The 12,536-nt window shown below is 72.5% G+C and carries 13 protein-coding genes; 5 read left to right on the top strand and 8 right to left on the bottom strand.

The features are described from left to right. Nucleotides 1-102: 102 nt before the first annotated feature. Entirely contained in the window at nt 103-513 is a 411-nt protein-coding gene (locus ACI8AD_RS19475) for a hypothetical protein (protein ID WP_456872179.1), read from the bottom strand. A 267-nt stretch (nt 514-780) separates the two neighbouring features. After that, the gene (locus ACI8AD_RS19480) at nt 781-1,812 is read right to left on the bottom strand and encodes a hypothetical protein (RefSeq protein WP_456872180.1); all 1,032 of its coding nucleotides are present in this window, start codon (nt 1,810-1,812) and stop codon (nt 781-783) included. A gap of 122 nt (nt 1,813-1,934) precedes the next feature. Between ACI8AD_RS19480 and ACI8AD_RS19485 the strand changes: the two genes are divergently transcribed. Further along, on the top strand, nt 1,935-2,522 hold the full coding sequence (locus ACI8AD_RS19485; protein ID WP_456872181.1) for an HhH-GPD-type base excision DNA repair protein: 588 nt from the start codon (nt 1,935-1,937) through the stop codon (nt 2,520-2,522). 99 nt (nt 2,523-2,621) lie between these two features. Here ACI8AD_RS19485 and ACI8AD_RS19490 read toward each other — a convergent pair whose 3' ends face one another. Next, nucleotides 2,622-3,194, bottom strand: a complete 573-nt coding sequence (locus ACI8AD_RS19490; protein WP_456872182.1) for a hypothetical protein — start codon at nt 3,192-3,194, stop codon at nt 2,622-2,624. Between ACI8AD_RS19490 and ACI8AD_RS19495 the strand changes: the two genes are divergently transcribed. Both ACI8AD_RS19495 and ACI8AD_RS19500 read left to right on the top strand, forming a co-directional pair. Beyond that, nucleotides 3,172-3,582 carry a hypothetical protein gene (locus tag ACI8AD_RS19495; protein ID WP_456872183.1) on the top strand — a complete coding sequence of 137 codons (411 nt, stop codon included), beginning with the start codon at nt 3,172-3,174 and terminating at the stop codon, nt 3,580-3,582. The two genes, ACI8AD_RS19490 and ACI8AD_RS19495, sit on opposite strands and share 23 nt — an antisense overlap. Nucleotides 3,583-3,934: 352 nt before the next feature. Further along, nucleotides 3,935-5,398 carry a TIR domain-containing protein gene (locus ACI8AD_RS19500; protein WP_456872184.1) on the top strand — a complete coding sequence of 488 codons (1,464 nt, stop codon included), beginning with the start codon at nt 3,935-3,937 and terminating at the stop codon, nt 5,396-5,398. Between the two features lie 190 nt (nt 5,399-5,588). Here ACI8AD_RS19500 and ACI8AD_RS19505 read toward each other — a convergent pair whose 3' ends face one another. Genes ACI8AD_RS19505 through ACI8AD_RS19515 form a run of 3 tightly spaced genes read right to left on the bottom strand, consistent with a single transcriptional unit; the run spans nt 5,589 to nt 7,796 of the window. Then, nucleotides 5,589-6,923: a hypothetical protein gene (locus tag ACI8AD_RS19505; protein WP_456872185.1), complete on the bottom strand. Its 1,335-nt coding sequence runs from the start codon at nt 6,921-6,923 to the stop codon at nt 5,589-5,591. Further along, entirely contained in the window at nt 6,920-7,366 is a 447-nt protein-coding gene (locus tag ACI8AD_RS19510) for a hypothetical protein (protein ID WP_456872186.1), read from the bottom strand. The genes ACI8AD_RS19505 and ACI8AD_RS19510 overlap by 4 nt, the downstream gene beginning before the upstream one ends. 43 nt (nt 7,367-7,409) lie before the next feature. Beyond that, nucleotides 7,410-7,796, bottom strand: coding sequence for a hypothetical protein (locus tag ACI8AD_RS19515; protein ID WP_456872187.1), 387 nt, complete (start codon nt 7,794-7,796; stop codon nt 7,410-7,412). Nucleotides 7,797-8,222: 426 nt separating this feature from the next. On the opposite strand from ACI8AD_RS19515, the gene ACI8AD_RS19520 reads away from it, so the two are divergent. Both ACI8AD_RS19520 and ACI8AD_RS19525 read left to right on the top strand, forming a co-directional pair. Further along, complete coding sequence (locus ACI8AD_RS19520) at nt 8,223-8,708, top strand: MarR family transcriptional regulator (RefSeq protein ID WP_456872188.1); 486 nt, start codon at nt 8,223-8,225, stop codon at nt 8,706-8,708. 78 nt (nt 8,709-8,786) lie between these two features. Beyond that, the gene (locus ACI8AD_RS19525; RefSeq protein WP_456872189.1) at nt 8,787-9,002 is read left to right on the top strand and encodes a hypothetical protein; all 216 of its coding nucleotides are present in this window, start codon (nt 8,787-8,789) and stop codon (nt 9,000-9,002) included. A 75-nt stretch (nt 9,003-9,077) separates the two neighbouring features. On the opposite strand, the gene ACI8AD_RS19530 is transcribed toward ACI8AD_RS19525, so the two are convergent. Both ACI8AD_RS19530 and ACI8AD_RS19535 read right to left on the bottom strand, forming a co-directional pair. Beyond that, nucleotides 9,078-12,167, bottom strand: coding sequence for a hypothetical protein (locus ACI8AD_RS19530; RefSeq protein ID WP_456872190.1), 3,090 nt, complete (start codon nt 12,165-12,167; stop codon nt 9,078-9,080). A gap of 104 nt (nt 12,168-12,271) precedes the next feature. Next, complete coding sequence (locus ACI8AD_RS19535; protein WP_456872191.1) at nt 12,272-12,424, bottom strand: hypothetical protein; 153 nt, start codon at nt 12,422-12,424, stop codon at nt 12,272-12,274. Nucleotides 12,425-12,536 lie beyond the last annotated feature (112 nt).

Here is a 12,536-nt window from a genome sequence, read left to right on the forward strand (position 1 = left end):
CCCCGCCCCCCCCCGCCCCCCCCGCCCCCGCCCCCCCCCCCCCCCCCCCCCCCCCCCCCCCCCCCCCCCCCCCCTTCATGTGCCAGTCCGGGCGTCGAGCGGCTAGCCGACGTCGCGGAAGGAGCCGTACTGCTCGGCGATGGCGTCGTCGCGACGCCAGTGCTCGGCCATCTGGGCCTCGTGGACGACCCGCTCCTCGGCGCTCAGGTCGTCGACGAGGTCGCCGATCTCACCGGCGAGGTGCTGGCGGTCACGGTGGATGCGCAGGCCGGCGTACTCGGCCCGCACCATCCGGCGCATGTAGTCGACGGGGCGCCGGAAGACGCCGGTGCTGATGCTGATGATGGGTTCGGTCCGCAGTTCGACGTAGAGCCAGTGACCGGGCGCGACCTCGCAGGTGAAGAAGAAGATGCTCTCCGCGTCGTCGCAGAGCATCGTGCCGTCCTTGTGGTCGCGGGTCAGGCCGGCCTTGACCGCGGCGAGGGTGCCGAGGTCCATCTCGTTGAGCTTCATGTGTCCTCCGCTCGTTGGTGGGTTGGCAAGCGGGACGGTGCGCGTGCTCCTGCGGTGCGCAATGGACCTGTCGGCGGTCACCCGGTCAGAGGACGGTGACCGGTCGGTCATCTGCCGGATGGCGGCTGGCTCCCCGCCGCCGGCGAGGTCGTCCTCGGTGACCCGCCGCCGAAGTTGCTGATGCCGGACGCGCAGCGGCCCCGCACCTCGGTCGAGGATGCGGGGCCGTTGCGTGTGCGGAGCGCCGGTGAGGGCGCCGTGTGGTCCTCAGCGCTGGCCTGTTGTCGTGGCACGGCTCCCGGCAGGGTGGAGGGCGACGACCACGTCCAGCAGGTCGGCGAGGGTGCCTGTCCAGGCCGCCGCGAGTTGGTCGGCGGTCTTGCGCTCGGCGGTGCCGACGCCGAGGCGGGCGTCGAGGTAGCCCTGCACCCGTGCACGCGAGCCCTCCCTGGAGACGAGCAGCGGCACCGGCAGCAGCGCCACGTCGACGTTGGGGTGCGTGAGGGTGGTGATCGTCACGTGCGACCAGGTCTGGTCGCGGTGGTGCCCGGCGATCGCGGCGAGGGTCTCCGCTGTCGCGCGGGGGTCGCGGACCACCATCCAGGCGATCGACGGCCCTCGCTCGGCCAGCGCGGTGAGGGCGGACACCGGGGCGAGGCCCTCGGCGGCGAGCCGCTCCGCCTCCCAGCGGTGGCACTCCGCGGCCAGCTGGGTGGCCGTTGCCTCGTCCAGATCGGTGATGCGCCTGGCGATGGCGTCGCGGAACCGGCTGGCAGCGACCTGCCGGAGCTGGTCGGGGGTGAGCGTCTCGTCGCGCTCGAGCGCCCACCGCACCATCGCCACGGAGTTGTCGGACAGCGGGTCGGTGGCGGTCCACCCCGCCAGCTCGGCGAGGGTGAAGGCGGCCCCGCGGCGGCCGATCTCCTGGGCGATCAGCGGTGCCTGTGCGCCGGACCTGAGCGCGGCGAACACCAGCACGTCGGTGGAGAGAGCGGCGAGGCCGATGCGGGAGCCGATGCAGAAGACCTGCCGCAGGCTGGTCCGGTCGACGTCGATGGACAGCAGTGAGATGCGGTGGAGGAGGTCGTCCGTCAGGTCGTCGCGGAGCTTGGCGACCCGCTGCCGGCCGCTCATCCGGACCAGGCTGCCGCAGGGCCGGCACAGGGGTCCGGTCGCCTCGTGGTAGCGGCTGGCGCCGACCGGCTCGTTGCAGCGGTGGCACAGGGTCTCGGTGGCCGGCGCGGTCGTCGTGTGGGCGGGGGAACGGTGTGCCCGGGCGGGCAGGGTGTGCGCGGTCATGGACGGCGACCGTCACCCGGGCGCAGCGTTGCGCAGTAGGCCGGCTGGAGAGGTCGCTTCATCCAGCCTCGCGGCAACGCCATGTGGGATGAGCCCGGGGTCCGCTGCGGCAGACTGCCCGGGTGCCGCAGCTCCGCATCGCCCAGGACGACGCCGCTGACGAGTTCCTCGGGCGAGATCCCCTCGCTCTCCTCCTTGGGATGCTGCTGGACCAGCAGTTCGCGATGGAGCGTGCGTTCGCCTCGCCTCGGCTGCTGGCCGACCGGCTCGCCGTCGACACGCTGTCCGCTGCGGACCTGGCCGTGGCCGATCCTGACGAGCTCGCGAGGATCTTCCAGGGGCCACCGGCGCTGCACCGCTATCCCGGCTCGATGGCCGCCCGCACCCAGGCGGTCTGCCGGCTGCTGGTGGAACGCTACGACGGCCGCGCGGACGCACTGTGGGCGGACGTCCCGGACGGCGAAACGCTGCTGCGGCGCATCGGCGAGCTGACCGGGTTCGGCGCGCAGAAGGCGAAGATCCTCGTCGCGCTGCTCGGGAAGCAGTACGGCGTCACCCCGCCCGGGTGGCGGGAGGCCGCCGGGCCCTACGGCGAGGAGGGATCGCGGCGCTCGGTCGCCGACGTCACCGGACCGGAGTCCCTCGCGGCGGTCCGCCGGTTCAAGCAGGAGCAGAAGGCTGCAGCGAAGGGGAGCGCCCTGCCCGGCTGAGGTCCGGGGTGTCCCGTCGCGATCGGGGTCGGGTCGTCGGCCGGGGTGTCGCAGAGCGATTGCCGAGGTCCGCCGGCCCTGCACGGTGCCCGGTGTCCGTCACTGCGACACCACCGGAGGAACACCGTCATGACCACCACACTGCCCGCGCTGACCGCCGACCAGCTGGCCACGGTCGGCGCCGCCGCCGTCGAGCACCGCGCCCGCGGCGAGGCGCTGCGGTGGGCGGCCCGCTGCGAGGACATGGAGGCGGTGCTGGACGACCTGGCCGTCGCCCTCCTGCCCCACCCGGGGATCAGCCACCTCGTCGGGAGCACCTGCGAGGGCATCGACTGCCGCTACGAGCCCTACGCCAACCTCACCGACTACGACTGCTTCCCGCACCTGCACTTCGACGCGGCCGTCGTCCGCGCCGCAGGCGGTGAGCTGGAGCTCGCCGGGAGGTCGGCGGTGCCGGCGGGCGTCCGCGCCGCCGACCTCGAGGAGGACACCGAGGGCCGCCACCCGGACAGCCTCGGCTGGCAGGTCACCGCGCCGTACCGGGTGGCCCCGCCCGCGGAGTTCGCGGACGAGGCCGAGGAGGACGACGTGTGGCTGGATGCCGCCGCGCTGCGAGCACGCGTGTTCCACCTGCTCGCTCCGGTCGTCGGTGCCCGTCAGCGGCGCCCGCACCGGGGACTCCGGCGGGACTGCGCTCGACGCGCAGCTCGACGAGCTCGCCCGCGCGGTGCGGGAGCAGTGCCCCTCCCTCGGGCGGGACGTCGTCGCGATCGGCTGCGGCCACTGCGAGGAGGAGCAGTGCTTCGAGTCGGGGGTGGCCTCCTACCCGCACCTGCACCTCGAGACCGTGCTGGTCCGCGACGAGGACGGAGCGCTGAACACGGCCGGCCACGTCCTGACCGGGATGCCGGACCACCTGCTCGCCGACCACGCGGGCTGGACCGTCCCGGACCTCTACCGGACCATGCCCACCGACGCCAACGGTCCGTGGACCGATCCCGACGTCGACATCTGGCTGAACGCCGCGGCGCTCCGCGCCCGAGCTGACGTCCTGCGCTGACCAGCCACCGCGACCCCGTTCGACCACTGTCGGGCGGGGTCGCGGCATACCTGATCCACGATCACCGTTCCATGCAAGGCGTCAAGATCTCCCAGATCTACGAGGGCACCAACCAGATCGAGCGCATGGTGATCGCACGGAGTCTCCCGAAGTAGCGCGTCGACCGGCGTCCTCGCAGGTCAACGCAACGATAGGCGCCTGCGGGGACGCCGGTGCCGGTCGCTCGGACGACTACCCGCGCGGTGATCTCGGCACCCGACGGAATCAGGCGGCATGGTCGGTGTGACGCCTGTGTGACGAGCCGCAGTCAGGGGAAGGGGTCACGTCGTAGCCGGGCGGCTACCCTGAGTGTGTGGGTCAGCTCTTGCTCGAGTCGGTGTTCACGACCTCCGGGGTCCCCGACTCGACCTTCGTCCGTCCGACCGAGTTCGACCGGCTCCTGCTCAGCCTGCGGAGCCCGGGGCGGGGTGTGATCGTCGAGGGGCCGTCAGGCATCGGAAAGTCCACGGCGGTGGACAAGGCGCTGGCCGCACTGGGGCTTCAGGACCGGGTCACCCTGCTGACGGCTCGGGAGCCGGGTGACGTCGAGTACCTGGATGCGCTCCCCGAACTGGGCGACTTCGGCACGGTCATCGTGGACGACTTCCACCGGCTCGATGAGGCCGTCAAGCAGCGTCTCGCGGACCTGCTCAAGGTCACCGCGGACAGCGCCAACCCACGCCGCAAGCTCGTCGTCATCGGGATCAACGAGGCCGGCCGGGCCCTCATCCAGTTCGCGCCCGACCTCGCCAACCGCCTCGACGTCATCCGGTTCGAGGTCGAGCCTGACCAGAAGGTCGACCAGCTGATCCAGGCCGGGGAGCGGGCGCTGAACGTCACCATCTCCGCGCGGCCGCTCGTTGTGGAGAGGGCGCGGGGCAGCTTCTACATCGCGCAGCTGCTCTGTCGCGAGGCATGTCTCCAGGCCGGCGTCCTCGAGCAGCCGACGGAGATGGTGGAGATCACCACGCCCTACGCGGCGATCCAGCGCAAGGTGGTGGCCCGTCAGCGTGACCGCTTTGGCGAGACGGTGCGGAGCTTCGCCCGGGGAACGAAGTTCCGACCCGGCGGGCGGGCGCCATACCTGCACATCCTGCGGTGGTTGGCAGAGGCGGACTCCTGGAGCATCAACATCCTCGACGAGATGCGGAAGCACCCCAGCGAGAAGGTGTCCGTCGGGGTGGTCCTGGACCGCGGCTACCTCGCCGATCTCGCCGCGAAGACCGACGTCGCCAAGCTCCTGCACTTCGACTCGGGAGTCCTCTCCGTGGAGGACCCCATGCTGGTCTTCTACCTCCGCGCGATCTCGTGGCCGGAGTTCATCAAGGAGGTCGGCTTCACCGCCGTCGACTACGCGGAGTCGTACGACGTGGCCTTGTCCTTCGCGGGCGAGGACCGTGAGTACGCCGAACACCTGCGCGACGCACTGGAAGACCTCGGGCACGCCGTCTTCTACGACAAGGCAGAGCTGCACCGCTTCCTCGGAGAGGACGTGGAGGACTACCTCGGCCCCATCTACGAGTCCGGGTCGCGCTACGTGGCGGCCGTTCTCGGTGTGATGTACGGACGCAAGCGGTGGACGCTGTTCGAGGCGGGCAAGTATCGGAGCCGCCTGGACAAGGGCGAGGTCATCCCGATCTGGGCGTCCACGGTGAGCCCATCGCCGTTCGATGGGACCAGGTCCCTCGGCGGCCTGGACTACGACCCGGCGGGCGACGTCCTCGCCCAGGCGAAGGAACACGCTGAGGTGATCTCCCGGAAGTTGGCCTCGCGGTAGCGGGAGGGGAGCGTCAGCGGTCAGCGGTCAGCGGTGGGAGGTGCCGTCGCTGCGCTGCCGGGGCCGGGGCCGCGGCGTGAACGCGCAGGACTCCTGCCCGGGCGACGGGACCCGACGAGAGGTCGTCACGTCGGCGACGTAGTAAGCGCGAACTGGGGGGAGGAGCGTGATGCTCCTCCCCCCAGTGGTGCTAATGCGCCTGCGCGCCGTCGGTGAGCGCGCGGTGGGCGTCCTGGACCTGTGCGGTTAGGGCCTGGCGGAGGCCGTCGGCGGTGCCGCGGATGTTCGCCAGCGCCCTCTCCGCAGTCGACACGTGCTTGTTCACGGTGTCGAACCGCTCTAGGAGGTCGAGCAGGTGGCCGACCGCGGTCCGGACGCGACCGAGGTCGACGACGGGGTCTGCGGAGGCCTGCACGGCCGCCAGGATGGTGAGCTCCCGGACGACGCCGAGGACCAGGGCCATCACGCCGGGATCCGAAGCCGCCACGACCCAGCTGGACGTGTCGACTCTGGCCCATGCGCTGTCGGCCGGCCCGGGGACGTCGTCCGCCGTCGGGACGACCGCCAGGGCCGCGTGCGCGCCGCGGACCCGTCGGGCCTCGGCGAGCTCCTCGCGGAAGGCGCGCATGCTGGCGCGCCGCTGCTGGTGCTTGCACTCGATGATCAGCACCGGCTGGCTGGCCGACATGATCTTGACGAGCACATCGCCGGTCTTGCGCGTGCTGCTGCCCGGTGCCGGTCGGCTCCCAACATGCTCTACCAGGTCGCCCGTCGCCTGCGCCCAGCTGGCCACGGCCAGCGCGGTGCGGTCCTCCCAGTCCCTCCCGATGGCGGCGGAGGTCCTGGTCGCTAGGGCCTGGCTGGCCTGCTGGGCCTGCACCAGGGCGCGCACGGTCGCGATGCCCTCCGTCAGTTCTCGCCTGGCGTCTTGCACCTGAGCGGAGAGATCGCGCCGCAAGGCGGCGATCGGTGAGCCCGGGTTTTCCGTGGAGACCACCGCGCGTACCTGCTCGCTGTGCACCGCCACCACCCGCTCGAGGGCGGTGACCGCCTCGGCCTGCGCCATGACGGTGGCCTGCCGGACGGCCTCGCGGACGTCGCCGGCCCCATCGGCCAGCGCCGTGGTCAGCCCGCGCTGAACCTGCTCGGGGAGCTGGGCCAGCGTGGCCATGACTGCCTCCCGGGCGGCCTGCTCGGTGGTGTCGACCCGGCCGAGCAGTCCGTCGAGCTGGGCGACGGTGGCGGCGGCGCGGTTCTGCACCGCCTCGTCGAAGCCGGCGAGGACTCGCTGCATGGCGGCGGTGGTGTCACCGGTGCCGCGCTGCAGCCCGGTGGCCACCATCCCGACGATGATGGCGCCGGTCACGGTGTCGACCAGCGCGGCCGGCCCGTGCTCGGCGAGCTCTCGCCGCGCGATGGCGACGGTCTCCGGGTGCGTGATCCGGAGGTGCGAGATCTCCACGCCCTGGTCGGTCACGGTGACGGCCTCGGTGCTGCGACCGCGCTGCACGGGGATGGCGGTCATCGGACCGGCCCCAGGCCGATCAGCTGCCGGACGCCGTTCGGCAGCTGATCGGCGAGGCGACGGCAGACCAGGCATCCGGATGATGAGGTCGGCCTGTCGCTGGCGTGCTCGGCGTTGAGCAGTGCCAGCAGCAGGTCGGTCTGCACCGCTTCCCACATCAGCGGGTGCCGCGAGTCCAGCGCCTCCTCGATCGCCCGGACGGCGTCGGTCAGGTCGTCGGCCTCGTCAGCGCCGCCGTGCGCCTGGACGGCGCTCAGCCGGGCGCTGAGCGTCCACCATGAGGTGAGCAGACGGTGCAGATCCCGACGGCGATGCGCCGGGTCTGCGGTGGGCCGGGCGGCGCCGGCCTGCAGGTAGATGGGTTGTGACACGGTGACCCCCTGGGGTCGCGCGGGCGCGAGGAACAGCTCCCCGCAGGTCCCCGCGGGGTGGCTCTCGTCCACCGGCGCGGACCGTCCGCGCCGGCTTCCCGGTCACAACCCCTGCTCACCGGCCTGTGTCCGGCTGCTGCTCGCGGACCCACATCAGGCCCACCAGGCCACCGCTCCACACCTGCTCCGCCCAGCTCAGCAGCTGGTCCCAGTCGGTGTCCGTGAGCACTGTCGGGCCTACGGCCTCGTAGATCGTGTTCAGCGCGGCCGGGGCCTCCCGACCGAGCAACCAGGACGGGGCCGAGCAGCTGACGTCGAGCTTCGTGCAGGGGCAGTGCGTCCCCTCCACGGTCAGCGAGCACGCGTAGCAGGTCGAGCACACGAGCGTCGTCGAGAGCGCCAGGGTCTCCTCGACGGGCAGGTGGTCGCGCACGGCGCTGAGGCAGATCTCGTCGCAGACCATGACGTGCGCACCGCGGGTGTCGACGGGGATGAAGAACACGGGAGCCTCCACGGGCCCGGCCGGCGACCCGCCGGCGGGGACGGTGCCGCTGGCGGCGCCGCAGCCGCACCGTGCCGCTGCTCGCAGCCCGTGCACTCGTCCCGGAGTGGCCACCGACGGGCCAGGACGGCGGCGCCGGAGCCGGGTACGCCGCCCCACCCGCGACGGACAGGACCACGGCGTCCTCCGTGCCGCCGTAGGCGGCGAGCGGCGCGCAGCGCCGCCTCACGACGTCGATACAGAGCGTAGAAGGCCGACGGACGAACCTGCAGGTCAACGCGGGTGTTCGTGGCCACCAGCGTGGTCCGGCGGCCACATCCGTGTGGGCTGGCCGCCACGGACCCATGCGGACCGGCGACGGCTCCGGACCGGTGCTGGGGACGCCGCGCACTGCGGCGCCGACCCCCCACACCGAGAGGACCCGCAATGTCCCGCCCGAACCCCACCCGCAAGCTCCAGGACGTGGAGACCGAGGAGGTCCTCCACGTCCTCACGCCGAAGATCAGGCGCCACCAGCAGCCGTTCACGATGATCTTCTGCGACGCCCTCCTGGCCCTCCTGAGCACCGAGGGACGGCGCGACGAGGACGACAGCGGGATGACCCTGGTGCACCTGCGGGTGCTGCTGTACCTCCTGGGCAGCACCGAGTACGAGAACCGGCTCGAGCGGTACGTCACCGAGATCGCCGATGACCTCGATCACGACCGCAGCACCGTCAGCAAGGCCCTCGACTTCCTGGAGGAGCGCGACCTCATCCGCAGGACGTCGTCGGGGACCGGGCGCCCGTTCACGATCGACGTCCACCCGGCGTTGGCGTTCCGGGGCAGGACCGGGCAGCGCGCCAGGGTCTTGCGCGAGCTCTGGGCGGACGTGCGCGAGCCAGTGGTGCTGATTCGCAGGCCGCGGCGGTAGGACGAGCCGGGGGAGGGGGCGCCGCCACCCGGGCCTCAGATGGTGGCGTGGCGCCCGAGCTTCGGCACGGTCTGTGACATGACACCCGCCTCCCCGGCCGCGGCCACCGTCCGACCGTCCCGCCAGCACGACCCGGGCGAGCACGCCGACGTCCTCGGCTCGGTGGCCTTGGCACTGCGAGCAACCGCCGATGGAGACGACTGGGCCGTCCTCGAGGCCTGGGTGTTGGCGCTCACCCTGGTGACCGGCGCCGCGCTCGAGGCGGTCCCCGAGGAGCTGCACGACTTCCTGTGAAGCAGGCCGGACGCTGTGGAGGCCGTTCCGAGGTACCACCTCGGAACGGCCTCCTTCACCGTCCAGCCCCAGTCGCTACCCGACGGTCCTGCGCGGGGTGGCCGGTGCGATGGCGAGGGGGAGGGGGCGCGCCGCCGGCACCGTCTGCGCGGCTGTGCGCAGCGTTCCCTTCGGCATCACCCGGGTCACGGGCGTGCCGTAGGCCGGCGGGAAGACGATGGTCGCCCACTTCGGCTCGGTGGTGTTCGGCGCCCGCCAGCAGGTGCTGCAGAGCACGCCGTAGCCGCTGGCGGCGACCTCGGGCAGCAGGGCGACGATGTCGCACCGGCCGCGCCGGCAGCCGTGGGGGCAGGCGATGATCCGGACGCGCGTCTTGCGGTCATCGGCGTAGGCCAGGTACTGCGGTCGGTCGAAGCCGAGGCCGCCGCGCTTGGTGGGCACGACGAGCTCGCGGACGTCGTCGGGGGAGATCCCGCAGTGTCGGGCGATCGCCGCGATGTCCAGGCCCACGCCGCGCATGTACGCCGCCGGCTCCCCGAGGGTTGCGACGAGCTGCAGGGCGAGTGTCGTGTCGTCGGGACAGGCGGCGTTGCCCCACTGCAGCCCGGCGTCGAGGTAGGTGGTGGCCACGTGTGCTCGCCAGCCGGCGGAGTAGGCGGCGAGCTGGGGGAGCGCGATGCCGGTCAGCGCGGCGTACATGACCTGCCGCACCGCGGCGACCGGGTGGTCGACGAGCGCGCACTTGGCGCCGCGGGCGGTCACGGCGTGCTCGGCCAGCCAGGGCATGACGTGCTTCATGAACAGCGTCTTGCGGCCGAGGTCCTCGGTGACGAGGTCGTCGACCGGCAGCCCCTTCGCGAACACAGTCTCGGCGGTGGCGGCCCGACCGCCGGACTTGCCGGCGCGGCGCTCCTCGGCGCGGTCACCGCGGGGCCGGACGTCCTGTACCCGGCCGCGCAGCCGCACCTCCACGTGCCCCTCGGTCACCACCGGCACGTGCAAGGTCACCTCGTAGAGGATCCAACGCCCCTCCTCGTCCTCCTCGGCCCAGGCCCTCCAGTCGCGGAGCTGCTTGTCGGCGAGCGTGCCGAGGGTGGCCGGACCGGAGCCGTTGCTCGACGCCGCACGCTGAAGGCCGGCCACCAGGTAGGCGATCGAGGAGAGGTTGGTGTCGGCGTCCTGCTCCCCACGTGGACGCTGCTCGTCCAGGGCGGCAGCCTGCTGCCGCAGGTTCTCCGCTTCCTGCCGGGAGCGACGCGCCTGCTTGCTGTGGTCGGCCGCGTCCTCGCGGTACGCCGCGGCCTCCTCCTCGTCGCCGTCCTCGGACGCGAGCGCAGCGTTGGTGCGGGCGCCCCGCGCGGCCTTCTCGGCCTTCGCAGCGGCCTCGTCGGCCGCCTTCGCCCGCGTCAGCAGCCCCGACCGCAGCCGCTCGGTCTGCTCGGCGACATCGACGTGGAGCACCGCGCGCACCGGGGCGAGGACCGCCGGGTCGAGCTGCGCGGTGATGGCCTCGGTGATGCGGTAGGCCACATCGCCGCACAGGACGTCGAGGTTGCAGGTCGCGGCGACCGAGCGCTGCGGGTTGCTCAGCTGCTCGGTCCAGCCGCGCCGGTGCTGCTGGCCGGGCCGCGGCCGGCCGTCCTCCTCGGCGCGGACCAGGAGCACGAGGTTGGCGCGGCCGTCGTTGTTGGCGCGGGCGATCATCGTCGCCTCCAGGTCACCGGGCAGCAGCCAGACGCCGAAGCCCTGCAGCACCCGCCGCTCCGGGCGGCCCACGTGTGCCTGCCCGCCGGTGCGCTTGCGCGGCGCACGCAGCGAGCGCAGCAGCCGGCCGGCGGCCAGACGCAAGGTCCGGTCCGGGATGCCGAAGCGGACCACTTCGGCGCCGCTCGCCGGGTCCACCGGCCACGGCCAGCGGACCTCGACGTAGAAGACGCCCGTCTCGTCGTAGTCGTCCGCGTAGCGCGGCGTCAGCCCGGCCAGCCGCAGGCCGCGCTCGCGGATGTCGTTGACCACCGCCCGCAGGTGGACGCCGGTGCGCAGCAGTTCCGGGCGGGCGATGAGCAGCCGCTGCTCGAGGGTGAACAGCTCCGCCGGGTTCCCACCCGCCTCGTAGGCCAGCACCGTCTCCTCGCTGGGTGCCTCCGGTCGTGGAACGCCGTCCGGCCAGTGCCCTCGGAAGACGGTCAGCGCCGCGTCGTACATCCGGTTCCGGTCGCCGAGGGCGGCAGCGAAGTCCAGGTCGTAGCGTTGTCCCGCGCGCCGCCGGATCCCGCCGTCCTTCTCCAGCTCGGCGAGCCTGCCGCAGATCGCCTCGTACGTGGTCCCGGCGGCGTGCAGGCCGTAGACCTCGGCCAGCGCCGGTGCGACGGAGGCATCTGCGACGGGCACGAGGTTCAGCCCCTTCACCTTGCGCGGGCGGCCGCGGCTGTCCTTGTCGAGGTGCCAGCCGTAGGGCATCTGGTCCTCGGCGAGCGCCGCGCCGCCGGCCGACATCGCCGTCAGCCGTGCGCCGAGCAGCTTCTTACGGCGCTCGGGGTCGTCCTCGGAGCCGACCGCCCCGAGCAGCTTCAGGCTCGTCCGGTCGCCCTTGACGGCGAGGTCGTAGACGACCCCACCCAGGCGCATCCGGATCCCGCGCTCGTGGTGCCGGCGCATGATCAGGCCCCAGTTGACGTTCTCCCGCGCCGCGCGGGTGACGTCGTCGACCCACCGGCTGACCCGCAACTTGCGCAGGTGGTTGGTCACCGCCAGCACGAGCGCGGTGTAGGCGTTTTCGTCCTCGCCGTCGGGGCGCTCGATCTGGCGCTTCACCGCCGAGAGCTCCACCCGGAAGAACACCGTCCTGCCGAACACCACGAAGGCGACGACGGGGGTGTTGTCGGTGAGGCTGTGGTGGATGTCGGCCAGGCTCAGCCACCGGATGCCGTGCGGTGTCCCCGCGGCGGGGCTGTCGAATGCCGAGGACGGCAGCGCCCTGTAGGCCGCGACGTCCGGGTCGCCCGGGTAGAGCGCGCAGTGCCGCGCCACCTGGCTCTCGATGCCACCGTCCTGGACGCTGAACCGGTCGTAGTGCGCCTCCTCGGCGTCCCGCGCGATGTCCAGCGCGTCCGCCAGCGGCCTGTACACCTTCTGCGGCGTGTACAGCGACTCCAGCCCTGCCATCGTTCCTCCTTCGTCGAGACGGCGGGCTGCACCGTGCGCGCGAGGTCCAGCGAGGCAATCGATCCGCTGCAGAAGTTGGGGATGGTCGAGACCAGTGGCGAGTCCTACGACCTGGACATCTCCTTGGCAGTGGTGCGGATCGTGGCGAGGAGCGGCGGAAGAGCGCCGGGGTCCAGCTCGGCGAAGGTCCGCGGAGGCAGCGACACCAGCCGTGCGACCTCTGCCTGGAAGGTGGCGAGCACGGTGTTGTCCGTCACCGAGCCAGGCCTGCTACGTCGATCAGTCATGCCCTGCGACCGTGGGAGCTGCCCAGATGAAGGCAATCGGTGGTCGGTGGCCTTGCCGCCTTCTCGTCGCCGGGGAGGAGGG

Source organism: Geodermatophilus sp. SYSU D00766 (assembly GCF_054049915.1).

Coding starts and splice junctions, on each gene's coding strand:
- ACI8AD_RS19475 (WP_456872179.1), bottom strand. CDS start 513: ATGAAGCTCAACGAGATGGACCTCGGCACCCTCGCCGCGGTCAAGGCC.
- ACI8AD_RS19480 (WP_456872180.1), bottom strand. CDS start 1,812: ATGACCGCGCACACCCTGCCCGCCCGGGCACACCGTTCCCCCGCCCAC.
- ACI8AD_RS19505 (WP_456872185.1), bottom strand. CDS start 6,923: ATGACCGCCATCCCCGTGCAGCGCGGTCGCAGCACCGAGGCCGTCACC.
- ACI8AD_RS19520 (WP_456872188.1), top strand. CDS start 8,223: ATGTCCCGCCCGAACCCCACCCGCAAGCTCCAGGACGTGGAGACCGAG.
- ACI8AD_RS19525 (WP_456872189.1), top strand. CDS start 8,787: ATGACACCCGCCTCCCCGGCCGCGGCCACCGTCCGACCGTCCCGCCAG.
- ACI8AD_RS19530 (WP_456872190.1), bottom strand. CDS start 12,167: ATGGCAGGGCTGGAGTCGCTGTACACGCCGCAGAAGGTGTACAGGCCG.